This is a genomic window from Erwinia sp. PME.40.26/001 (assembly GCF_055556675.1).
Map to the genome: position 1 here is coordinate 359,712 of NZ_JBVHNP010000001.1, position 23,134 is coordinate 382,845.

General features: G+C 54.0%; 22 protein-coding genes and 2 tRNA genes. 10 read left to right on the top strand and 14 right to left on the bottom strand.

The genetic code is table 11. From position 1 onward, the window contains the following. The first annotated feature begins 2 nt into the window (after positions 1-2). The 6 genes from sufB to ACZ3HG_RS02010 all read left to right on the top strand — a co-directional run bounded on the left by sufB (position 3) and on the right by ACZ3HG_RS02010 (position 6,369). Positions 3-1,496, top strand: a complete 1,494-nt coding sequence (gene sufB, locus ACZ3HG_RS01985; RefSeq protein ID WP_062743478.1) for a Fe-S cluster assembly protein SufB — start codon at positions 3-5, stop codon at positions 1,494-1,496. 50 nt (positions 1,497-1,546) lie between these two features. Next, complete coding sequence (sufC, locus tag ACZ3HG_RS01990) at positions 1,547-2,293, top strand: Fe-S cluster assembly ATPase SufC (RefSeq protein WP_465331612.1); 747 nt, start codon at positions 1,547-1,549, stop codon at positions 2,291-2,293. Continuing rightward, positions 2,268-3,548 carry a Fe-S cluster assembly protein SufD gene (sufD, locus tag ACZ3HG_RS01995; RefSeq protein ID WP_465331614.1) on the top strand — a complete coding sequence of 427 codons (1,281 nt, stop codon included), beginning with the start codon at positions 2,268-2,270 and terminating at the stop codon, positions 3,546-3,548. The genes sufC and sufD overlap by 26 nt, the downstream gene beginning before the upstream one ends. Then, positions 3,545-4,765, top strand: coding sequence for a cysteine desulfurase SufS (gene sufS / locus ACZ3HG_RS02000; RefSeq protein WP_191935967.1), 1,221 nt, complete (start codon positions 3,545-3,547; stop codon positions 4,763-4,765). Before sufD ends, sufS begins: the two co-directional genes overlap by 4 nt. Positions 4,766-4,869: 104 nt before the next feature. Further along, positions 4,870-5,292, top strand: a complete 423-nt coding sequence (gene sufE, locus ACZ3HG_RS02005; protein ID WP_191932190.1) for a cysteine desulfuration protein SufE — start codon at positions 4,870-4,872, stop codon at positions 5,290-5,292. A gap of 72 nt (positions 5,293-5,364) precedes the next feature. Beyond that, positions 5,365-6,369, top strand: a complete 1,005-nt coding sequence (locus ACZ3HG_RS02010) for a L,D-transpeptidase family protein (protein WP_465331617.1) — start codon at positions 5,365-5,367, stop codon at positions 6,367-6,369. Positions 6,370-6,495: 126 nt separating this feature from the next. On the opposite strand, the gene ACZ3HG_RS02015 is transcribed toward ACZ3HG_RS02010, so the two are convergent. The 5 genes from ACZ3HG_RS02015 to ACZ3HG_RS02035 form a co-directional block, all read right to left on the bottom strand. Beyond that, complete coding sequence (locus ACZ3HG_RS02015) at positions 6,496-6,732, bottom strand: major outer membrane lipoprotein (RefSeq protein ID WP_034895178.1); 237 nt, start codon at positions 6,730-6,732, stop codon at positions 6,496-6,498. A 305-nt stretch (positions 6,733-7,037) separates the two neighbouring features. Next, the gene (pykF, locus tag ACZ3HG_RS02020; protein WP_191932192.1) at positions 7,038-8,450 is read right to left on the bottom strand and encodes a pyruvate kinase PykF; all 1,413 of its coding nucleotides are present in this window, start codon (positions 8,448-8,450) and stop codon (positions 7,038-7,040) included. A 391-nt stretch (positions 8,451-8,841) separates the two neighbouring features. Beyond that, positions 8,842-8,918 (bottom strand) — tRNA-Val (locus ACZ3HG_RS02025). Between the two features lie 50 nt (positions 8,919-8,968). After that, positions 8,969-9,045, bottom strand: a tRNA-Val gene (locus ACZ3HG_RS02030). Positions 9,046-9,192: 147 nt separating this feature from the next. After that, positions 9,193-10,566, bottom strand: coding sequence for an MATE family efflux transporter (locus ACZ3HG_RS02035; RefSeq protein ID WP_191932193.1), 1,374 nt, complete (start codon positions 10,564-10,566; stop codon positions 9,193-9,195). A 282-nt stretch (positions 10,567-10,848) separates the two neighbouring features. Between ACZ3HG_RS02035 and ACZ3HG_RS02040 the strand changes: the two genes are divergently transcribed. Further along, a complete protein-coding gene (locus ACZ3HG_RS02040; RefSeq protein ID WP_465331620.1) occupies positions 10,849-11,514 on the top strand; it encodes a riboflavin synthase subunit alpha in 666 nt (221 codons plus the stop codon). Positions 11,515-11,560: 46 nt separating this feature from the next. On the opposite strand, the gene cfa is transcribed toward ACZ3HG_RS02040, so the two are convergent. After that, positions 11,561-12,709, bottom strand: coding sequence for a cyclopropane fatty acyl phospholipid synthase (gene cfa / locus ACZ3HG_RS02045; protein ID WP_465331622.1), 1,149 nt, complete (start codon positions 12,707-12,709; stop codon positions 11,561-11,563). A gap of 329 nt (positions 12,710-13,038) precedes the next feature. Next, positions 13,039-14,232, bottom strand: a complete 1,194-nt coding sequence (gene punC, locus ACZ3HG_RS02050) for a purine nucleoside transporter PunC (protein WP_465331624.1) — start codon at positions 14,230-14,232, stop codon at positions 13,039-13,041. A gap of 113 nt (positions 14,233-14,345) precedes the next feature. Between punC and punR the strand changes: the two genes are divergently transcribed. Continuing rightward, positions 14,346-15,263 carry a DNA-binding transcriptional activator PunR gene (gene punR, locus ACZ3HG_RS02055; protein WP_191932196.1) on the top strand — a complete coding sequence of 306 codons (918 nt, stop codon included), beginning with the start codon at positions 14,346-14,348 and terminating at the stop codon, positions 15,261-15,263. Positions 15,264-15,273: 10 nt separating this feature from the next. Here punR and purR read toward each other — a convergent pair whose 3' ends face one another. Next, positions 15,274-16,299, bottom strand: a complete 1,026-nt coding sequence (purR, locus tag ACZ3HG_RS02060; RefSeq protein ID WP_191932197.1) for an HTH-type transcriptional repressor PurR — start codon at positions 16,297-16,299, stop codon at positions 15,274-15,276. A gap of 294 nt (positions 16,300-16,593) precedes the next feature. Between purR and cydH the strand changes: the two genes are divergently transcribed. Next, positions 16,594-16,683 carry a cytochrome bd-I oxidase subunit CydH gene (gene cydH, locus ACZ3HG_RS02065; protein WP_118664219.1) on the top strand — a complete coding sequence of 30 codons (90 nt, stop codon included), beginning with the start codon at positions 16,594-16,596 and terminating at the stop codon, positions 16,681-16,683. Positions 16,684-16,738: 55 nt separating this feature from the next. Here cydH and ACZ3HG_RS02070 read toward each other — a convergent pair whose 3' ends face one another. Continuing rightward, on the bottom strand, positions 16,739-17,611 hold the full coding sequence (locus ACZ3HG_RS02070) for a C40 family peptidase (protein WP_191932198.1): 873 nt from the start codon (positions 17,609-17,611) through the stop codon (positions 16,739-16,741). Between the two features lie 385 nt (positions 17,612-17,996). Between ACZ3HG_RS02070 and ACZ3HG_RS02075 the strand changes: the two genes are divergently transcribed. Beyond that, positions 17,997-18,335, top strand: a complete 339-nt coding sequence (locus ACZ3HG_RS02075; RefSeq protein ID WP_191932199.1) for a Grx4 family monothiol glutaredoxin — start codon at positions 17,997-17,999, stop codon at positions 18,333-18,335. A 69-nt stretch (positions 18,336-18,404) separates the two neighbouring features. On the opposite strand, the gene rnt is transcribed toward ACZ3HG_RS02075, so the two are convergent. The 5 genes from rnt to eptA form a co-directional block, all read right to left on the bottom strand. Next, entirely contained in the window at positions 18,405-19,067 is a 663-nt protein-coding gene (gene rnt / locus ACZ3HG_RS02080; protein WP_191935964.1) for a ribonuclease T, read from the bottom strand. 101 nt (positions 19,068-19,168) lie between these two features. Further along, complete coding sequence (gene gloA, locus ACZ3HG_RS02085) at positions 19,169-19,576, bottom strand: lactoylglutathione lyase (RefSeq protein WP_191935963.1); 408 nt, start codon at positions 19,574-19,576, stop codon at positions 19,169-19,171. An 86-nt stretch (positions 19,577-19,662) separates the two neighbouring features. After that, positions 19,663-20,763 (bottom strand): N-ethylmaleimide reductase, encoded by a 1,101-nt coding sequence (gene nemA / locus ACZ3HG_RS02090; protein WP_465331629.1) that lies wholly within the window; start codon positions 20,761-20,763, stop codon positions 19,663-19,665. 44 nt (positions 20,764-20,807) lie between these two features. Further along, entirely contained in the window at positions 20,808-21,398 is a 591-nt protein-coding gene (locus ACZ3HG_RS02095) for a TetR/AcrR family transcriptional regulator (RefSeq protein WP_191932202.1), read from the bottom strand. Positions 21,399-21,436: 38 nt separating this feature from the next. After that, positions 21,437-23,074, bottom strand: a complete 1,638-nt coding sequence (eptA, locus tag ACZ3HG_RS02100; RefSeq protein WP_465331631.1) for a phosphoethanolamine transferase EptA — start codon at positions 23,072-23,074, stop codon at positions 21,437-21,439. Positions 23,075-23,134 lie beyond the last annotated feature (60 nt).

Consider the following 23,134-nt stretch of genomic DNA (forward strand, 5'->3'; position numbering starts at 1 on the left):
TTATGCCTAGTAATACTGACACATCTGATGATGTACAGGTTTGGGAAGGCAGCCCTCAGAATTATAAAGAGGGCTTCTTTACCCAACTGCAAACTGAAGAATTCGAGCACGGCATCAATGAAGATGTGGTGCGTGCCATTTCGGCCAAACGTAACGAACCTCAGTGGATGCTCGATTTCCGTCTGAAAGCGTTCGCAGCGTGGCTTGAAATGGAAGAACCACACTGGCTGAAGGCGAACTATAAAAAGCTCGATTATCAGGATTACAGCTACTATTCCGCCCCATCCTGCGGCAATTGTGATGACAGCTGTGCCTCTGAACCGGGAGCTACTCAGGCTTCCGGCACCGACGCCCCCAACTATCTGACCCAGGAAGTGGAAGACGCGTTTAAACAGCTGGGTGTGCCGGTACGTGAAGGCCAGGAAGTGGCCGTTGATGCCATTTTTGACTCGGTGTCGGTGTCTACCACTTACCGCGATAAGCTGGCGAAAGAGGGCATTATCTTCTGCTCCTTCGGCGAGGCTATTCACGAACATCCTGAACTGGTGCAACAGTATCTGGGCACGGTTGTCCCGGCAAATGACAACTTCTTTGCCGCGCTGAACTCCGCCGTCGCGTCGGATGGTACCTTCGTTTACATCCCGAAAGGCGTACGCTGCCCGATGGAACTGTCGACCTACTTCCGCATCAATGCGGCGAAGACCGGTCAGTTCGAGCGCACCATTCTGATTGCCGATGAAGGAAGCTACGTCAGCTACATCGAAGGCTGTTCCGCGCCCGTGCGTGACACCTACCAGCTGCATGCGGCAGTGGTGGAAGTGATCATCCATAAAGACGCCGAAGTGAAATACTCTACGGTGCAGAACTGGTTCTCCGGCGGTGATTCAGAAGGCGGTATCCTCAACTTCGTCACCAAACGTGCCTTGTGCGAAGGCGAGAACAGCAAGATGTCCTGGACCCAGTCTGAAACGGGTTCAGCGATCACCTGGAAATACCCCAGCGTGATCCTGCGCGGTGACAACTCTATCGGCGAGTTCTTTTCCGTGGCGCTGACCAGCGGTCGCCAGCAGGCCGATACCGGCACCAAGATGATCCACATTGGTAAAAACACCAAATCGACCATCATCTCGAAAGGGATTTCTGCCGGCACCAGCCAGAACACCTATCGTGGCCTGGTCAAAATCATGCCAACCGCGACCAACGCGCGTAACTTTACCCAGTGTGACTCCATGCTGATTGGCGCTGAATGTGGGGCGCATACCTTCCCGTATGTGGAAGTGCGTAACAATACCGCGCAGCTGGAGCATGAAGCGACCACGTCGCGCATTGGTGAAGATCAGCTGTTCTACTGCCTGCAACGCGGGATCAGTGAAGACGATGCCATTTCGATGATTGTTAATGGTTTCTGCAAGGATGTCTTCTCAGAACTGCCGCTGGAATTCGCAGTGGAAGCGCAGAAACTGCTGGCCATCAGCCTTGAACACAGCGTGGGCTAACCCGCGCAAAGAATTGACATGGTGCCGGAATGCACTGCGAAGGAAACATTATGTTAAGCATCAAAGATTTACAGGTAAGCGTTGAAGACAAAGCTATCCTGCGTGGATTGAATCTGGAGATTAAACCCGGAGAAGTACACGCCATCATGGGACCTAACGGTTCAGGGAAAAGTACCCTTTCTGCCACTCTGGCAGGGCGTGAAGATTATGAAGTGACCGGCGGTACCGTTGAGTTTAAAGGTAAAGACCTGCTTGAGTTGTCCCCGGAAGATCGCGCCGGCGAAGGCATCTTTATGGCTTTCCAGTATCCGGTTGAAATCCCCGGCGTCAGTAATCAGTTCTTCCTGCAAACCTCTGTGAATGCGGTACGTAAATACCGTGAGCAGGAAGCGCTGGACCGCTTTGATTTCCAGGATTTTATCGAAGATAAAATCCAGATGCTGAAAATGCCTGAAGATCTGCTGACCCGATCCGTCAACGTCGGCTTCTCCGGCGGCGAGAAAAAGCGTAATGATATTCTGCAGATGGCCGCCCTGGAGCCGGATCTGTGCATCCTTGATGAGACCGACTCAGGTCTGGACATTGATGCCCTGAAAATTGTGGCCAACGGCGTGAACAACCTGCGCGACGGTAAACGTTCATTCATCATCGTCACGCACTACCAGCGTATTCTTGACTACATTAAGCCGGACTTCGTCCACGTGCTGTATCAGGGCAAAATTGTGAAATCAGGTGATTTCTCACTGGTTAAACAGTTAGAGGAGCAAGGCTATGGCTGGCTTACCGAACAAGAGTGATAATGCGCTGCAGCAGTGGCATCACCTGTTTGAAACACGGGGTGACAGTCGCTCCCTGCAGGCCCAACAGCACTGGCAGCAGCTGCTGCGCTTAGGTCTGCCGACGCGCAAGCAGGAAAACTGGAAGTACACCCCGCTGGATACCCTGCTGGGACAGCAGTTTGTCCTGCCGCAGCCTGCGGTGCTCGACAGGGCTGCCGTAGACAGTCTGGCGCTGGCCATCGACGCTGTGCGCCTGGTCTTTGTTGACGGCCGTTTTGCGCCGTCACTGAGCGATACCGATCACGATCTGTTCAGCATCCAGGTTACGCAGGCTGCCGAACGTCGCGAACTGAGTGCGCCTATCCAGCCCGAGGTATTCCTGCACCTGACAGAAAGTCTGGCTGAGGAAGTGACCACTATTCAGCTTCCGCGTGGCAAAGCCGCCGCACGTCCGCTGTACCTGCTGCATATCAGCAGCGGCAGTGCGACCGGCGAGATGAACACCTCTCACTATCGCCATCATTTACAGCTGGATGAAGCGTCGGAAGCCACGGTGATTGAGCACTACCTCACCCTGAATGGCGCCACGCACTTTACCGGTGCGCGCTTCACGGCGGACGTGGGTAATAACGCCGCGCTGACGCATTACAATCTCTGTTTTGAAGATCAGAGCAGCTACCACTTCTCCCATAATGACCTGACGCTGGGCCGTGATGTGCGTGTGCAGAGCCACAGCTTCCTGCTGGGTGCGGGTCTGACCCGCCATAACACCAGCAGCGTACTGGAAGGCGAGGGCAGCGATCTGGTCATCAACAGCCTGATGCTTCCGCTGGATAAAGAGGTCTGCGACAGCCGGACTTATCTTGAGCACAACAAAGGCTACTGCCAGAGCCGTCAACGGCATAAAACCATTGTCCGCGATCGGGCCCGTGCGGTATTCAACGGTCATATTAAAGTGGCGAAGTACGCCCTGAAGACCGACGGTCAGATGAGCAACAACAACCTGTTGCTGGGACGTCTGGCGGAAGTGGATACGAAACCGCAGCTGGAAATCTATGCGGATGACGTGAAGTGCGGTCACGGTGCCACTATCGGTCGTATCGACGAAGAGCAGATGTTCTATCTGCGCTCACGCGGTATTGACGAAGCGGCCGCGCAGCGAATGATTATTTATGCGTTTGCTGCAGAGTTAACCGAAGCCATTACCGATGAAACGTTGAAAGAAGCCGTGATGCAGCGTATCGCACAGCGTTTTCCAGGAGGCCTGCAATGACATTTGACCTGGCCCGCGTTCGGGCGGAATTTCCGCTGCTGGCGCGTGAGGTCAACGGGCAACCGCTGGCTTACCTCGACAGTGCGGCCAGCGCGCAGAAGCCACAGGCGGTCATTGACGCAGAAAGTCGTTTCTATGAGCAAGGCTACGCGGCCGTCCACCGGGGTATCCACACGCTGAGTGCGGAAGCCACCACGGAAATGGAAAATGTGCGCGTTCAGGCTGCCCATTTCCTTAATGCCGCTTCCGCTGAAGAGATTGTCTTCGTCAAAGGCACCACTGAGGCGATTAACCTGGTCGCCAACAGCTGGGGTGGCAGTCAGCTGCAGCCGGGTGACAACATCATCATTACGGAGATGGAGCATCACGCCAATATCGTCCCCTGGCAGATGGTGGCAGAGCGTACCGGGGCAGAGGTGCGTTTTATTCCGCTGACCGACGACGGTGAGCTGGATCTTACCCAGTTGCCTGCGCTGATCGATAGCCGGACCCGCCTGCTAGCCGTCACCCACGTTTCCAACGTGCTGGGTACGGAAAACCCGGTTAAGGCGCTGGTGGCTCAGGCGAAAGCCGCTGGGGTTGTCACGCTGATTGATGGCGCTCAGGCGGTGATGCACCACGCCGTCGATGTGCAGGATCTGGACTGCGATTTCTATGTTTTCTCCGGGCACAAACTTTACGGGCCCACCGGTATTGGCATCCTGTACGGCCGCAAGGCGTTACTGGATAACATGCCTCCGTGGGAAGGCGGCGGTGCGATGATCTCTACCGTCAGCCTGACCCGGGGGACGACCTATGCGGCGGCACCGTGGCGCTTTGAGGCTGGTTCACCCAACACCGGAGCCATTGTCGGCCTGGGCGCAGCCATTAAGTGGGTCAGCGATCTCGGTCTGGAGGTTATCGCAGAGCGTGAGCAGCAGCTGATGCGCTATGCACTGGACAAGCTGGCCGCCGTACCGGATATGATCATTTACGGGCCGCAGCAGCGCGCAGGCGTGATTGCATTTAACCTGGGTAAGCACCATGCGTTTGATGTGGGCAGCTTCCTTGACCAGTATGGCATCGCCATTCGTACCGGTCACCACTGCGCGATGCCGCTGATGCAGCGTTACCAGGTTCCGGCCATGTGTCGCGCCTCGTTTGTTCTGTATAATAGCGAAGAAGAGGTCGATCGCCTGGCGGCCGGTCTGACCCGTATTCACCGTTTGCTGGGCTGACGTTGACCGCGTTGCTGTCATACAGCCCTGAGGGCGAGGCTTGCCTCGCCCTTGTCACATTTCAGGCAATGTCGTCTCAGAAACAGATTGATAGTGAGGAAGCAATGGCAACTCTGCCAGATAAAGACAAACTGGTGCGTAACTTTAATCGTTGCGCTAATCAGGAAGAGAAGTATCTGTACATTATTGAACTGGGCGCGCGCCTGGACGATGCCGCCGGCGCGTTACAGCAGCCGGAAAACATCATTCCAGGCTGTCAAAGCCAGGTATGGATTGTTGTCGGCACGGACGATAAGGGCCGGATCACCCTGCAGGGCGACAGCGATGCCGCGCTGGTGAAAGGATTGATTGCCATCGTCTTTGCGCTGTACCAAAACATGACGCCGCAGGAGATTGTTGATTTCGACGTGCGTCCCTGGTTTGCCGATCTCTCTCTGACGCAACAGCTGACCCCCTCGCGTTCGCAGGGTCTGGAAGCGATGATCCGTGCTATACGTAAGAAAGCGCTGATTCTCATCCAGGCGTGAGTTGCTACACTTCCCGGTAAGTACCCCGCTGCGCTAAGGTGGGGTGTTATTCACTTAAACCGAGAAATGTGCATGAAACTTTTTTACCGCATAGCCGGGATTTCTGTTCTTACTTTTCTTGCCGGAATGCAGGCTGCCAGTGCAACCGAGTATCCACTTCCCCCCGATAACAGCCGCCTGATTGGTGAAAACACCACCTGGGTCGTCCCTAATGATGGCAATCCGCTGGAGGCCGTAGCGGTAAAGTATCAGGTGGGCCTGCTGGGTCTGCTCGAAGCTAACCCCGGTACTGACCCCTGGCTGCCCAAAGCGGGCACGCAGCTGACCATTCCGACCCAGATGCTGCTACCTGATACTAAGCGCGAAGGGATTGTGGTTAACGTGGCAGAGCTGCGGCTCTATTACTATCCGAAAGGCGAGAACAAGGTGATCGTTTATCCTATCGGCATCGGCCAGCTCGGCGCGAACACCCCGGCGATGGTCACCAGCATCAGTCAGAAAATTCCCAATCCGACCTGGACGCCCACGCCGAATATCCGCAAGCGTTACGCAGCAGAAGGTAAATCTCTGCCGGGTACGGTGCCTGCGGGGCCAGATAACCCGATGGGACTGTATGCGCTGCGTCTGGCCTATGGTCAGCAGCATTATCTGATCCACGGCACCAACGCCGATTTCGGTATCGGCATGCGCGTCAGTTCAGGCTGTATCCGCCTGCGTCCGGATGATATTGAAGCGTTGTTCAACAGCGTGCCCAAAGGAACCCGCGTGCAAATCATTAATCAGCCGATCAAGTATGCGGTCGAACCGGACGGCAAACGCTATCTGGAAGTGCACCAGCCGCTATCCCACAGCGAGAAGGATGATCCACAGACCCTGCCGATTGCCCTGACCGCTGCGGCGAAAAAGTTTATCAACAGTGATGACAGCGACCGTGCGGTGATCAAAGCCGCCATTAAACGGCGCTCGGGGATGCCGGTTCTGGTTAACGAAGGAGAAAAGGTGGGGCAGGGTGGGGAAGTGCCCGCCAGCGTGCTTCAGCAGCCTTCAGAGGCGGTGAAAGAGAAACCTGCGTCGTAACCTGCTAATGGCTTCGGCATCGCTGATAGGGGGTTATGGAGCGTTCAGGAAGGGGGTTCGCCCCCAAGAGCTGTAACAGGCAAAAAAAATGGCGCACAATGTGCGCCATTTTTAAAACCAGAACTCTTACTTACGGTAAGAGTGAGCCTGGTTGTCCAGACGCTGGTTAGCGCGTGCTGCGTCATCTTTAGCAGCCTGAACGTCAGAACGGATTGCGTTCACGTCGTTGCTCAGCTGGTCAACTTTAGCGTTCAGAGTCTGCACGTCGGTAGACAGCTGATCGATTTTAGCGTTGCTTGAGCAACCAGCCAGCATAGTTGAAGCCAGGATTACCGCGCCCAGTACCAGTTTAGTACGATTCATTATTAATACCCTCTAGATTAAGTTAATCTCCATGTAGCGTTACAAGTATTACACAAAGTATTTTCTAATGAGAATAATTTTTTGATGAGAACGTGCTTAAATTTGATCGTTCGCTCAAAGAAGCATCTCATTTCCACTATTTTACAAAAAACGAAGCGAAAACAGGCGATTTTAATCAGCAGGTCAGTCACTTTTAGGGTGATTAAATCGTTAATTTCGATTGGACGCTTTGTGAAACCCCTTTGCGCAAGTTGTAAAAAAAGCGCCACTCAGGACGCTTTTTCACTACAAGGCGTAATCTTTCATTACAGAACGTGGACTGACGCCGTATTAGTGGTGCCGCTTGGTACCAGCGCACCAGAAACCATGACCACCACATCGCCCTTCATCGCGAATCCGCTCGCTTCCGCTGCTTCTTTACCCAGACGATAGAAATCGTCAGTGGATGCGATCTCACTTACCACAGAGGTAATGATACCTTTACTGAGCAGTAACTGACGAGCCGTCTGTTCGTTGGTGGTCAGCGCAAGAATGGTCGCATTCGGGAAATACTTACGAATAGACTTGGCTGATTTGCCCCCTTCGGTGGCGACAACGATCAGCGGCGATTCCAGTTTTTCAGCCGTTTCTACCGCACCACGACAGACGGCTTCAGTGATGCGCATTTTACGGTTGTCATGCTGGGAGTCGATACGGCTTTTCATCACGCGGTCAGTACGCTCACAGATGGTCGCCATGATGGTGACGGACTCCAGAGGATATTTCCCTTTGGCACTTTCACCCGAGAGCATCACTGCATCGGTTCCGTCGAGGATGGCGTTAGCAACGTCACCAGCTTCTGCACGGGTAGGGCGCGGGTTTTTGATCATGGAGTCGAGCATCTGGGTAGCGGTGATAACCACTTTGCGTGCACGGTTACATTTTTTGATCATCATCTTCTGCGCGAAGATCACTTCTTCAACCGGGATTTCAACGCCGAGGTCACCACGAGCGACCATGATACCGTCTGAGGCATCAAGGATTTCGTCGAAGTTGTTCAGACCTTCCTGGTTTTCGATTTTAGAGATGATCTGGATATGCTCGCCGCCGTGCGCTTTCAGGTGCTCACGAATTTCAAGCACGTCTGAACGCTTACGGATGAACGAAGCAGCGACAAAATCGACACCCTGTTCACAGCCGAAGATCAGATCCAGTTTGTCCTTCTCAGCCAGGGCAGGCAGCTGGATGGATACTCCCGGCAGGTTAACGCCTTTGTTCTCACCCAGGTCGCCGTTGTTCAGCACCTTACATACCACGGTGCTTTCGGTCACTTCGATCACTTCCATGCCGATCAGACCATCGTCAACCAGAACGGTATTACCGATTTTCAGGTCAGCAGCAAAGCCTGCATAGGTCACCGCCACCGTATCAGCATTGCCGATGATGGTCTGGTCAGTGGTGAAGGTAAAGGTCTGGCCCGCTTTCAGGGAGGCATCGTTGCCGCCTTCCAGTTTCATGGTGCGGATTTCAGGGCCTTTAGTATCAAGCAGGATCGCCGCCTGGTGGCCGCTTTTGCTCATCACTGAGCGCAGATTGGTAATGCGCTGGCCGTGTTCTTCATAATTCCCGTGGGAAAAGTTCAGACGCATCACATTCATGCCGGCATCAAGCAGGTTGGTCAGCATCTCTTCAGATTCGGTTTTTGGACCGATAGTACAAACGATTTTAGTCTTTTTCATGACGATTTATCTATTAAGTTGTGATGGATGATTAAAGATGTATCCCGGCGGTGGATCCACCGGAGGAGAAAATTTGTGTTATGAGAATGGCGATACAGGGTAAGGATAGGTGACAGAATGAAAGCGTGCAGGGTAAGTGAAGACGCGGTTTCGGCGCAGGCGCAATAATGTGTTGCGCAACAGGTACTCGTTTTAAATTGAGGGGCAACCATACGCTGAAACCATTCAAGTGAAACAACGTCCCGTATTATAGTCGCTAAGTGTTCGAAAACCAATTAAAAAGCGTGAAATAGCACGCAGGAGTGATACGCATCAAGTTCGTTGCGCAAACTGACCGGACGTAAGGTTAATCTTAAAGGTTGTCGGGGGAAGGTAAATCAGGGAGAGAGAGTGGTGCGTTCTAGAGGACTCGAACCTCCGACCCCCACCATGTCAAGGTGGTGCTCTAACCAACTGAGCTAAGAACGCATTTCTTCATCTTTTCTGCCATCAGCCTGTTGGCTGCGTCAGCGAAAGTGTGGTGCGTCTGAATGGACTCGAACCATCGACCCCCACCATGTCAAGGTGGTGCTCTAACCAACTGAGCTACAGACGCACTGTGCTGTCTGGGTGACAGCGGGGACGAATATTAACGGCACAGTAGGCGACTGGCAAGGGGAAAAATGATTTTTCCGTCTGATTGCTGCGCATCTGTGCGAAGCGCAGCAATTTTAATCACCTGAAAGCGAAATGTGCCGAAAAATTAACGTGCTGCGCGGGCCATAATCACCTCAGCGGGCTGCCGTTGCAGACGGCGCATCCGCCAGATCATCATCACCGCTGAAGACGTCAGGCCGATAATGAAACCGGTCCAGAATCCGGCTGGCCCCATGGCCGGAACCACCCAGTCGGTCATCGCCAGCACATAGCCACTGGGCAAGCCAAGCACCCAGTAGGCGACGAAGGTGATAAAGAAGATCGCGCGCGTGTCCTTGTAACCGCGCAAGATACCGCTGCCGATCACCTGAATCGAGTCCGAGAACTGATAAATCGCCGCCAGGAACATCAGCTGAGCGGCCAGAGTGATGACCTCCGGATTATCCGTATACAGCAGCGCGATCTCCTTGCGGAAGGTGATGGTGAACAGGGCGGTCAGGCAGGCCATGCCAATACCCACTGCCTGCGCGGTCCATGCTGCCACCCTGGCACCTTCAACCGACCCCTGACCCAGACGGAAACCGACGCGGATGGTCGTGGCCACGCCGAGAGACAGCGGCAGGACAAACATCAGGGAACTGAAGTTCAGGGCGATCTGATGACCGGCCACTTTGACAATCCCCATCGGGGACACCAGCAGGGCGACTACGGCAAACAGCGTTACTTCAAAGAAAAGCGCCAGCGCAACCGGCAGACCCAGTCCGGCAAGGCGACGCAGGGCTTTCCAGTCCGGTGGACTGTAACGGGTCGGCAGGTGGATATCGCGCATCGATTTGGCACGGTTAACCCATGCCTTCATGGCAATGAACATGACCCAGTAGACCGACGCTGTCGCCACGCCGCAGCCGACGCCACCGAGTGCGGGCATGCCGAAATGACCGTAAATAAAGATGTAGTTGACCGGAATGTTGACCAGCAGGCCAAGGAATCCCATGACCATCCCGGGCTTGGTTTTGGACAAGCCTTCACACTGGTTACGAGCCACCTGGAAAAACAGGTACCCCGGCGCGCCCCACAGCAGAGCGTGAAGATAGCCGATAGCTTTTTCAGACAACACCGGGTCAACATTATGCATGGCACCAATCAGGTAGCCTGCGTTATACAGCACCACCATAATCAGTACGGAAACCATCGCCGCCAGCCAGTAGGCCTGGCGGACCTGGTGGGCAATACGTTCCCGACGGCCTGATCCGTTGAGCTGGGCGACTACCGGTGTCAGGGCGAGGATCAAACCGTGACCAAAGAGAATCGAGGGTAACCAGATGGAGGTACCCACGGCAACGGCGGCCATATCCGTGGCGCTAACGGCACCGGCCATTACTGTATCGACAAAGCCCATGGAAGTTTGCGCAACCTGCGCAAGGATCACCGGAATAGCCAGGGCTAATAACTGACGCGCCTCTGAGAGGTACTTCTGCACACATACACCTTTTAATTTTCTCCGTCCCTGTTCACGCAGGCGAGTGACAGCGTAACGGCAGGACGGTAATGGTTTTATTCATGACACTGCTTAAGAAAAACGGCTTTCAGCGATGATATCAGCAGAGCAGGCGCCCCAGTTTAGTGATAGCAGAGGAAATAGCCAATGTTCTGACAAAAGAATAGCTCTTTGTGTCACGCAATTATGCGGTGCTTTATTTGGCTTTGCCACGTTGCCAGGGCAAACTAAGGGCAGAAAAACACATTGATTGAGGCAACAGCTATGTTTACCGGTATTGTGCAGGGCACCGCAGAGGTGCTGGCAATTGACGAGAAACCTAATTTTCGTACCCATGTAATTAAAATGCCAGAAGCATTATTGCCCGGGCTGGAACTGGGCGCGTCTGTTTCGCACAACGGCTGCTGCCTGACGGTGACCGAGGTAGAGGGCGACCGCGTCAGTTTCGATCTGGTAAAAGAAACGCTGCGCATTACCAATCTGGGCGATTTGCAGGTCGGCGATACGGTGAACGTTGAGCGTGCAGCGAAATTCAGCGATGAAATCGGAGGGCATCTGATGTCCGGGCATGTGATGACGACCGCTGAAATCAGTAAAATACTGACCTCAGAAAATAACCGGGAGATCTGGTTTAAGCCGCTGGATGCCAGCCAGATGAAATATATTCTGCACAAGGGTTTTGTCGGTATTGATGGCATCAGCCTGACGGTGGGGGAAGTGACGCGGACAAAATTCTGTGTGCATCTGATCCCGGAAACACTGATGCGCACCACGTTAGGCAGCAAGCGGTTGGGTCATCGCGTCAATATTGAAATTGATCCGCACACCCAGGCGATAGTCGAAACCGTTGAGCGGGTGCTGGCACAGCGTGAGGCCTCGTTACTGGCGGCCGCAGCCAGCGAACTGCGGGATGAAATTCACCAGGATTAGCAAAGTATCAGGGCGACATATCGTCGCCCTGTTTGCACACGCCGGTCTAGCGTGCGACCCGTAACCCACCCTGTATACCGTGGGTAAAGACCACCTGCCAGAGCTGAATATCCCTGGCGCGAAAGGCACCGGCACAGGCATTCAGATAGTAAGTAAACATCCGTTTAAAGCGGTCGCCATATTTATCCGACAGCGCTGGCCATGCGTCAAGAAAACGCTGATACCACTGCATCAGGGTCAGATCATAATCCGCGCCAATATTGTGCCAGTCTTCCATAACAAAAAACGGCTCACTCGCATCCGCAATATGACGAACTGATGGCAGACAGCCATTGGGGAAAATATATTTATCAATCCACGGGTCAACATTATTGTCGGTCTTATTGGCACCAATGGTGTGCAGCAGGAAAATACCCTCAGGTTTCAAATTACGGTTTACGACGTCGAAATAGGTAGCATAATTCTTGGGGCCGACGTGCTCAAACATCCCGACGGAGACAATACGATCAAACTGTTGGTTAAGATCGCGATAGTCCTGCAGTTGGATGGTGACGTCCAGACCTTCGCAGCGCGCCTGAGCCAGCTTCTGCTGTTCGGCTGAAATGGTCACGCCGACCACGCTGACGTTAAAGTGACGCGCAGCATATTCGGCCAGCCCCCCCCAGCCGCAGCCGATATCCAGCAGCGACATGCCCGGGGCCAGCTGAAGCTTTTCGCAGATCATCTGCAGCTTCGCTTCCTGGGCTTCTTCCAGCGTGCTGGCCTGCTTCCAGTAACCGCAGGAGTATTGCATATAGGGGTCGAGCATCCGGGTAAACAGGTCGTTACCCAAATCGTAATGCTCTTTACCGACAATCCACGCGCGCCTGCGGGATTGCAGATTTGTCAGGCGGGCAGCAGCGACGCGAAGCGTGTCGCGAAAATGGTGGGGGAGTTGTTGATCGAGCTTCGCGGACAGCACGCGCTGGAAGAAAATATCCAGCCGGTCACACTCCCACCAGCAATCCATATAGCTTTCACCTAACCCCAGCGAACCTTCCTGCAGCACACGCTTAAAAAAGTCGGGGGTAGCGATGCGGATATCCCAGCTACGGGTTCCGTTAATTTCAATATCTGCTTTGCTCAACATCTCCTGGACGATGCGATACCACTGATTATCTTCCAGGTTCACTTCTTCTATGCACGATGAACTCATAGCTTCCCCATCACCCTGTGTGATTGAAACCTGAGAAAAAGAATCGTCTTTCCTGCAGGTTTGTGAGAGCACTTGTGGCGCATGCCACAGTCTGATATCCGACGTTAAAAGAGGCTTGATATGAAATTAGCAGAGGTCGCAAAAATGTCACGCGGAAGAACACTTCGACAACCCTGTCAGTATGCAACAGCAGCGATGACCGGAGGTCATCGCCAACTTCAAAAGTGTTGTGTATTTGTTATTTTATAATGCGCGATAAATTATAGGCTGAGGCCTGAGAATATTCAACGCATTATTGTTAGGGTGCTAACTAAGTATTATCTGAGCATTTAGCGGGATTCTTCCGCTGTCTGCCAGGCCTGTTTTTGCTCTGCGCTGCGCTGCGCAAGGTAACCGGCAATGGCGAGGAAGATCGTGCCTGCCATCACCAGCGTGGTGGTATACAGTGCGGACTCGATCCACGTCGACACGACCATGCTGGCCAGGAAGCAGAGGCCAAGCTGGAGCATGTTTTGCAGTGCCGCCGCTTTGCCTGTCGCATGAGGAAAAGGCAGCAGGGCACTGGACACCACGATAGGATAAATAGCACCATTCGCCATCGCCATGCCGCAGAAAGGCAGCAGCAGGGCAAACAGCGACGGTTCAGGCTGCAACGCCACCAGATAAATAGCCGCAATGCTCAGGCTGTAAAATGCCAGCAGCCAGGGCAGTAGCTGACGTCCGGCAAAGCGATTAAGCAGGGCGCGGCAGCTGAACCCCCCAATCAAAAACGCCACCGTCTGGGGGACATAGCTCAGGCCGATATCACCGGGCGAGAGGCCTAACTTGCCCAGAATAAACGGCGATCCGGTGAGCCAGGCAAAGAAGCTAGCGGAGCAGGCGGCATAAATTGCCACATTGCCACTGTAGAGGGGCGATTTCAGCAAGGTAAAGAAGCCAGGCGCGGGCGTTTTCACCGTGTCTTTGACAACGCGGGAAGGCGATGGCAGGCGCAGCGTTGGGATCAGCAGCATCACGCTTATCACCAGCAGTGCGACGAAGATAGCGCGCCAGGAAAAGTGCTGTAACAGCCAGGCTCCCAGCAAGGGTGCCAGCGCGGGAGACAGCGCCACCAGCGGCATAATCGTGGCAAATATGCGATTGGCCTGCGCACCGCTGTAGCGATCAACGACCAGCGCCTGCCAGCTGACGGCCGCTGCACATACGCCGACGGCCTGCACAAAGCGCATCGCCAGCAGCCAGGGTGCCGACTCCACCCACAGCATGGCGGCGCAGCCAATGGCGAACAGGCTGAGACCCATCACCAGCACGGGCTTACGGCCGATGCGGTCAGAGAGCGGGCCCCAGACCAGTTGCGCACAGGCAAAACCGGCAAGGAAAATACTCAGGCTGGCGCTGATGGCACCGGCTTGGGTGCCCAGATCCTGCTGCATTACGCCAAAAGCGGGGAGGTACATATCGGTGGCAAGAAAACCCAGCATACTCAGTATGGCCAGGTAAAACATAAATCCTTTGGAACGCATGGTTTTTAACTCTTATCAGACAATTTTTTCACGTGCGCAGTGTAATCCCGTGCCGAGTGCGCTGTGAAACGCTATTATTCGTCTATTGCAGTGAAATAATTTGAAGGCAAGTTATGTGGTCTGAATATTCTCTCGAAGTGGTTGACGCTGTCGCCAGAACGGGCAGCTTTACCGCCGCAGCGGCAGAGCTTCATCGCGTACCATCTGCGGTCAGCTACACCGTTCGCCAGCTTGAGGAGTGGCTGGCTGTGAGCCTGTTTGAACGCCGCCATCGCGACGTGGTGTTGACCGAGGCGGGTCGCGTATTCAGTGAAGAGGGGCGGGCTGTTATCAAAAAAATGCTTGCCACGCGAACCCGCTGCCAGCAGGTGGCAAACGGCTGGCGCGGGCAGATTAACATTGCGGTGGACAGGATTGTACGGCCGGCGCGCACGCGTCAGCTGGTGGTGGATTTTTATCGTCATTTCCCGGACATGGAGCTGCACATCATGCCGGAGGTGTTTAACGGCGTCTGGGATGCGCTGGCTGACGGTCGCGTGGACGTGGCAATAGGCGCAACCCAGGCCATTCCTGTGAGGGGGCGTTTTGCCTTTCGCGACATGGGCAGTCTGAACTGGCGCTGCGTAGTCCAGTCCCAACATCCGCTGCACCGTTACGAAGGCGCGCTGAGTGAAGCGCTGATCCGCGAATGGCCCTCGCTGGTGCTGGAGGATACGTCGCGGGCGCTGCCGAAGCGCACAACCTGGACGCTGGACAATCAGCGGCGGCTGGTGGTACCGGACTGGGAAAGCGCATTCGACTGCCTGCGTGCCGGGCTGTGCGTCGGGATGGTACCGGGGCACTTTGCCCAGCCCTGGCTGCAACAGCAGGTGCTGGGTGAGCTGACGCTGGCCTCGCCGTTTCCTGACAGTCCCTGCTACCTCAGCTGGTCTGAGCACAGCGCCTCACCGGCGCTGAACTGGTTGCTGGCCTATCTGGGCAATACCGAAACGCTGAATGCAGAATGGCTGAGTGAACAGCCCGGGATCTGATGCGCGGATATTAACGGCGATAGTCGCGGAAGGGGCCGTCGGCAACGGAGCGGCGTTCGATCAGTGAAGGATGCACTTCAATCGTCTGCTGCTCTTCACGTTTGCTGGTGATGCGGTCAAGCAGCATATCAAAGGCTGTTTCCCCCAGACGCTCTTTTGGCTGGTGTACGGTGGTCAGCGCCGGGGTGAAGTAACGGGCGTTGCGCACGTTATCATAACCGATCACCGAAATATCCTGCGGTACGCGCAACCCCATCTCGTCCGCTGCGCAAATCGCACCCATCGCCATAATATCTCCCCCACAGAAGATCGCCGTCGGACGCTGCTTCTGTGACAGTATTTGCTGCATGGCGCGGTAGCCAGATTCCGGTTCAAAGTCGCCCTGTACCAGCCATTCATCGCGCAGGGTAATCCCGGCTTCAGCCAGTGCTTTCAGGAAGCCCGCATGGCGACCGCCGCCGGTATTGCGTTCCAGCTGTCCCGGGATCGCCCCGATATCACGATGGCCGCGCTCGATCAGATAACGCCCCGCCAGATAGCCGCCTTCAAAAGCGTTATCGAGCACGGTATCGGTAAAGTCTCCGCGTGACTCGCCCCAGTCCATCACCACCATTGGAATATTACGGTTCTCTTCCAGCATGGCTATCAGGGGGTCAGGATATTCTGAACACATGACCAGCAGGCCATCGACACGCTTCTGCGCCATCATCGACAGATACGCCTGCTGCTTTTGCAGATCGTTATGCGCATTGCCGAGGATCAGCGTATAGCCTTTAGCAAAGCAGCGGTTTTCAATCGCTTCAATGATTTCGGCAAAGTAGGGGGCTTCACTGGATGTGGCCAGCAGCCCGATGGTTTTGGTGTGGTTCACCTTAAGACTGCGGGCAACGGCGCTGGGGGAGTAATGCAAAGCTTTAATTGCCGCCCATACCGCTTCGCGCGTCTCTTCGGCTACAAAGCGCGTTTTGTTGATGACATGGGACACGGTGGTGGTGGACACACCGGCACGCTTTGCCACATCCTTAATTGTTGCCATTAAAATCCTACTCCTGGTGTTATCGTAACGTACTGATAACAATTTGGTTAAACGTTTGCCTGCGCGCCGCTATTGCTGCCCGACGAGAACGATCTGGGGTGCTGTCTCAAAGATTCGGGGAGGGGTAAAATCATCCGTAGAGTGACATGCAGCGCTGACTTAAAACGTTTCCGGGCGTGTTGCGCAACGGAAAGGAATAATTCTAACAAGGCTGGGCGCAGAAAACGAGATTTTTACGGGTAAGTATGGGAAAATCTGTTGGCTTACACATTGCAGGGTTATTAAGGAGAAAATATGAACACCGATATGAAAATGACAGCGCTGGCGGTGGTGGGTTCACTGCTGATGATTATTGCGTTTAGTTTTACCGCAGTCATGCACTAAGTCCGGCCCGGGAGGAGGTGACCCCTCCCGTATACCCATCACGCTGACGGCACAGTTAACGAATTGTCTTCGGTGTCATCACCCGGCGTGCGCCGATGTAATGCTCCTGCCAGTAATCTTCACTCAGTGCACTGACCTGGATATCTTTACCGGTGCGCGGAGACTGAATAAATTTGCCCCCACCCAGATAAACCCCTACGTGGTCGGCCGTGCCGCGACCGTTAATGCGGAAGAAGACCAGGTCCCCTTTTTCCAGCTGATCGCGTTTGACCGAGGCGGCATCGCGCAGGTGATACATTTCATTTGCCGTACGGGGGATTTTGAACTTCACCAGATCTTTGTAGGCGTACCACACCAGACCGCTGCAGTCGAAGCCGGTTTTAGGTGAGGTACCGCCCCACTGATAGGGTTTGCCGAGTTGCCCCATCAATTTTGTCATCGCTGTCTCGCGCGCTTTTTGATAGCGGGCGCGGTGGGCTTTACTCAGTTTCAGCGGGCCTGAAAGCTGCGCGTCATCGCGTTGCGCAACTTTGCGCCCGGCGCGATCGCGACCATAGTGCTTCTTGTCGGCTTTTTTGTTGGCGGCGATTTTTTTGCTTAAGGACTTTTTCGTTACTTTAGCCGTGCGCAACGGTTTTGCCGCCACTTTACTCCTGGCTTTTTCTTTGAGTTTTTTTGCCGGCACCAGACGTGCTGTTTTAGCGGCGGTCTTCCTGGCGGGTTCTTTTGCTTTTTTACTGACCGGTTCTTTCACTTTTTTCGTGGAGGCGGTCTTGACCGGGCGGCGTTTGCGACGCTCATCTTCACGTGCGGTAGTGCGATCGGCTTTTTGCTGATTCGCATTAATAGGGGTATGTGGCGATGCGTGCGCCATATTGAAGAACAACTGGGTGAAAGCCAGTATGCAGAGCGTGATGAGTAAACGCATCGTTCCCATTAACAGTTTGTGCGCTGCAAAAGGTCGCAACGGAGTCAGAAAAGGCATTTCTGCGCGAAGGCAGAAGGTTAGGGCAATTCTAATCTAACTTCTTAACAAAGGGTAAGGTCTTTTTTGTTTCAATAATACAGATCAAGTAAATGGCGCAAAATTGAACGGTATCAGTTGTTTATCTCAGCAGTAAACGCAAAACGGGCGCTAACTTGTGCAGCAGCGATGATAAGAAAATGTTATTTTGTTTCCCTGTTTTGTTCTCAGGTCACATTTTTACCCTTTCGCCATGTAAAAATGTCATTTTCATCACCCGGACAGAGTCGCTACAATAAGCAGGCTGCGCCTAGCCTACACATGAAGTATTGTATTGAGGAAGACATTTATGAGTACTGTTGAAAAAATTCAACGCCAGATCGCTGAAAACCCTATTCTGTTATACATGAAAGGTTCTCCGAAACTGCCAAGCTGCGGTTTCTCTGCTCAGGCCGTTCAGGCACTGTCTGCCTGCGGTGAGCGTTTCGCGTACGTTGATATTCTGCAGAACCCTGACATTCGCGCAGAGATGCCAAAATATGCTAACTGGCCAACCTTCCCACAGCTGTGGGTGGACGGTGAGCTGGTCGGTGGCTGCGACATTATTATTGAAATGTACCAGCGCGGCGAACTGCAGCAGCTTATTAAAGAGACGGCGCAAAAATATCCGTCTGATGCTGCTGAGTAAGCCAGGCAGCGTGCCGGCATAAAAAAACCGGGCCTTTTCAGGCCCGGTTTTTTTTACGACGTGATGGCGTTACGCTTCGCTGTCGTTATGTGCCGGATCGGCTGGCAGCGGCCAGCCGCCAAGCCGTTTCCAGCGGTTCACCAGCTCACAGAACAGGTCAGCGGTCTGCAGGGTGTCGTACAGGGCAGAGTGCGCCTGGGCATTATCAAACGGCATTCCCGCTGCGGTGCACGCTTTTGCCAGAACCGTTTGCCCCAGTACCAGCCCGCTCAGGGCCGCCGTGTCAAAAGTGACGAAGGGATGGAAGGGGTTACGCTTCATGCTGGCGCGTTCGGCGGCGGCATTGACAAAGTTCAAGTCGAAGGTGGCGTTATGCGCCACCATGATCGCCCGGCTACAGCCGCTCTCTTTAATGCCTTTACGCACCAGTTTGAAAATGGCGTGCAGCGCGTCGTATTCACTGACCGCGCCACGAAGCGGGTTTTCGGGGTCAATACCGTTAAATGCCAGCGCCTCAGGTTGCAGAACTGAACCGACAAAAGGCTCGACGTGGAAATGGAGGGTCTCATCCTTTTCCAGCCAGCCGTTGTCATCCATCTTTAGCGTGACCGCTGCGATTTCCAGTAAGGCGTTAGTTCTGGCATCGAAACCGGCGGTTTCAACATCAATAACGACTGGATAAAAACCGCGAAAACGGCTGCTAAGGGTATTCAGTTCATTCGATTCAGACATCAGCTTCTCACAGGGGAAAAAAGGCAGCGCGCATTATGGCAAATTTTGTCGGGGGATGCAGCAGGGAGGGAGGTCGGGTGCCCAAAAGGCACCCGAAATAATTACTGTCCGATACCGTTACCGGCGTGTTTGTTTTCGATAAGCTCAATTTTGTAGCCATCGGGATCTTCAACAAACGCAATCACTGTGGTGCCGCCTTTGACCGGGCCGGCTTCACGCGTGACGTTACCGCCGTCGTTGCGGATACGATCGCAGGTGGCGGCGACATCATCCACGCCCAGCGCGATATGTCCGTACGCATCGCCCAGGTCGTAGCTGTCCACGCCCCAGTTATAGGTCAGCTCAATCACCGCCCCTTCGCTCTCGTCGGTGTAGCCGACAAAGGCGAGGGTGTATTTATACTCGGTATTTTCACTGGTGCGAAGCAGGCGCATGCCCAGCACTTTGGTATAAAAATCAACGGAACGTTGCAGATCGCCAACGCGCAGCATGGTGTGAAGTAAACGCATAACATCCTCTTCTATCGGCGTCATCAGACGATGACGGAAAAATGCAGTATAGCGGCAATGCCTGCCGCTGCGAACTTTTGGCGTGATTAACCGAGGAACGGATAGTCGGTATAGCCTTCCGCACTGCCGCCGTAAAAGCTTTCCGGCTTCGGTTCGTTCAGCGGCGCGTCAGTTTTCAGCCGGGCGACTAAATCCGGGTTAGCAATATAGCTACGACCAAATGCCACCGCATCAATCAGCCCCTGCTCAATCAGATCTTCCGCTTTTTCAGCCGTGTAGCCCCCTGCACCGACAATCACGCTCGGGTACACAGCGCGGATCGCCTGACGGAATTCGTGGGTGTAAGGTTTTCCACCGGCCCAGTCTGGTTCTGAAATGTGCAGATAAGCCAGCTGACGTTTTGCCAGTTCAGCAATAAAGTACAGTGCCGCTTCTTCCTGATCTTCACCATTATCCAGACCGTTAAACGGCCCCAGCGGAGAGATACGGATACCAATACGATCCGCGCTCCAGCCGGCAATGGCAGCATCAACGACTTCCAGCGCAAAGCGGGTGCGGTTTTCGATGCTGCCACCGTACTGGTCATCACGCTGGTTAGATGCCGGAGAAAGGAACTGATGGATCAGGTAGCCGTGAGCCGAATGAAGCTCTACCAGGTCAAAATCGGCTTCGCGGGCGTTGATAACGGCCTGGCGGAAGTCATTAACGATACCCGTCACTTCTTCTGTGCTCAGCGCGCGTGGCGTTGAGGTGGCTTCACGAATTGCTTTGCCTTCTGCATCGCGCAGGGAGGTGCGGGTTTCCGCGTTGATTGCCGACGCGGAAACCGGGGCTTTGCCGTCAGGCTGGACGCTGTTGTGGGAAATACGGCCGGTGTGCCACAGCTGTACAGCACTGTGTCCGCCTTCCTGATGGATGCCCTCGTTGATGGCTTTCCAGGCACCGATCTGTTCGGCAGAGTGAAGACCGGGTGCTCCGGCATACCCTTTCGCCTGGAAGCTGATCTGGGTGGCTTCAGTGATAATCAGCCCGGCAGTCGCGCGCTGGCGGTAATATTCGCCCATCAGCGGAGTGGGGATATCGCCGGGTTCAATGCTGCGCAAACGCGTCAGTGGTGCCATAAAGATGCGGTTAGGCACGGTGATGGCACCGGTTTTCAGCGGGGTAAACAGCGTGTTCAGTTTCATAACTTACTCCTGGTAGACCGGTCGACTAGTTAAGGTGTTTTTTTTTAATCTTCACGAAGAATTCGTGTCATTTCCTGCCAGGCATGGCGCAACGGCGCATGGTCACGGCAAATTTTACTTTGCAGACTGGCACCCAGCCACAACATATAGAGCGTCTGCGCACAGGCAGCGCATTCGATATGGCGTGACAGGGTACCCTGCTGCTGTGCCTTATCGAGAGCACCTGTCAGTGTGGCAATCAGCGCGGCAGAACCGGCATGTAATGCACTGCGCATGGCTTCAGACAGGTCGCAGACTTCAGCCGATAACTTGACCGAAAGACAGCCAGCAAAGTGGCTCTCCTGGCAGTGAGAAAGCGACTGGGAATAATAGTCCAGCACGCGCTGGCGGGCGTTATCCTGATGGTCGTCAAGATACGCCTGCAGGCGCAGGTGATAGCGTGCGAAGTAGCGTTCCAGCATCGCCACGCCAAACACTTCTTTGGACGGGAAATAGTGGTAGAACGACCCCTTTGGCACCTCAGCTTCTTTCAGCAGGGCGATCAGGCCCATGCCGTTAAACCCGGACTGAAGGCAGAGCCGTTCACCGGTATCAAGCAGATGTTCACGTGTGTCAAAGCGGGTCGTTTTATTCATCGCAGCAGAGTACTAGACCGAACGGTCGGTTTCAACCCTTAATGGTTTTGACGACACGATCGGATCATATCCAGCGCGGGTTGATACTCCCGGGTTTGCACATTCATCATCCCCAACAGGGTATGAAAAATATTGTCCTGAGAGACATCATCCGTCTGCGCCTGTTTCTGCAGGCACTGCTGATCGATGTCAAACGCCGTCGCGTAATCCGCTGACATCCAAAGTAATAACGGAATATGTGTCTGCTGACTCGGGGCGAAGAGGTAAGGGGTACCATGAAGATACATACCGTGCTCACCCAGTGATTCACCGTGGTCAGACAGATAAATCATCGCGACATTGTATTTATCACTCCAGGATTTCAGCAGAGTTATCGTGCTATCCAGCATGGAATCCGTATAGAGAATGGAGTTGTCGTAGGTATTAACCAGCGCCTGAGGATCGCAGTCCTGAATCTGATTGTTGTCACAGGTCGGAGTAAACTGTCGACTTTCCGCCGGATAACGCAGGTAATAGGCCGGGCCATGGCTGCCCATCTGATGCAGAACAATGACCGTGTCATCTTTTACGCTGCCAATATAATTGTTCAGGCGGTGCAGCAGGACATCATCAAGGCAGTAATCGGTTTTGCATAATTCACTTACCCGCCATTGGGTCATGTCCGTATGAGGCACGCGGTCGCAGGCCCCTTTACAACCCCCGTCATTTTCCCGCCACAGCACATTGACGCCCGCGTGGGCCATCACATCCAGTAGCCCTTCCTGATGGTGTGCCAGATTAGCGTTATATTGTTGACGCGTCATATTGGAAAACATGCAGGGAACAGAGATCGCTGTTTCTGTGCCGCAGGAGGTGGCGTTACGGTAATAAATGACATTGTCGCGCTTCAGCTTCGGATTTGTCTCGCGGGCGTAGCCCCCCAGCGAAAAGTTTTCTGCCCGGGCCGTCTCACCCAGGACAAAAATCACCAGCGTTTTCTTTTTCTCGCCGGCTAACACCGGACCTTTGTGCGCATCCAGGCCAATTTTTACCAGCGCCTGACTACCGGCAAACCAGCGATTGTCCGCGTAGTGTCCGATACTGCTGACCACGTTAGGTGGGGTGACCATCTTAACCAGCCCCTTATTGTTGCGGATCATCGAAGCATAGTCCTTGTAGAACAGCGCAGCGATCAGCAGCACAATGAAGATGGCTGCCAGTGACGTCACCAGTCGCCAGACGATCGACATCCACCAGGGGCGATTATTTTCAATCCGCGTCAGGACAATAAGTGCCGCAGGCAGTACGCCCAGCAACAGCATCCACAGCAGATATTTCATGCTGAACAGGGCGGTCGCTTCCTGCAGGTCGGTTTCAAACACGTTCTGAATCATATTGGTATCGATCACCGTGCCGAAGCTGTACATAAAGTAGTTAGCGGCGGCGCTGGCGACGATCAGGATCAGCAGTAAAGGCTTGCGTATCCAGGGAAGCGCAATGACATTAAAAATCAGTAAAAAGGCGCAGAACAGCACGACAGGAAGGGTGGCAGCATACAGATAATCGTGCAGACCCTGATAGGGGATGATTTGCCATGCCCGTGCAATAAAAAGGCCGTTAAGGATTAGCGTAAAAAAGAGAGCAGCATAAATATTAAAGGTTATTTCGTTACAACGTAACTTTTTCAGGGCTTTCATGGGTGTCCGGCGTCAGAATAATCTTATTTAAGAGTAGCCGGGAAACCTTAAATAAACCTT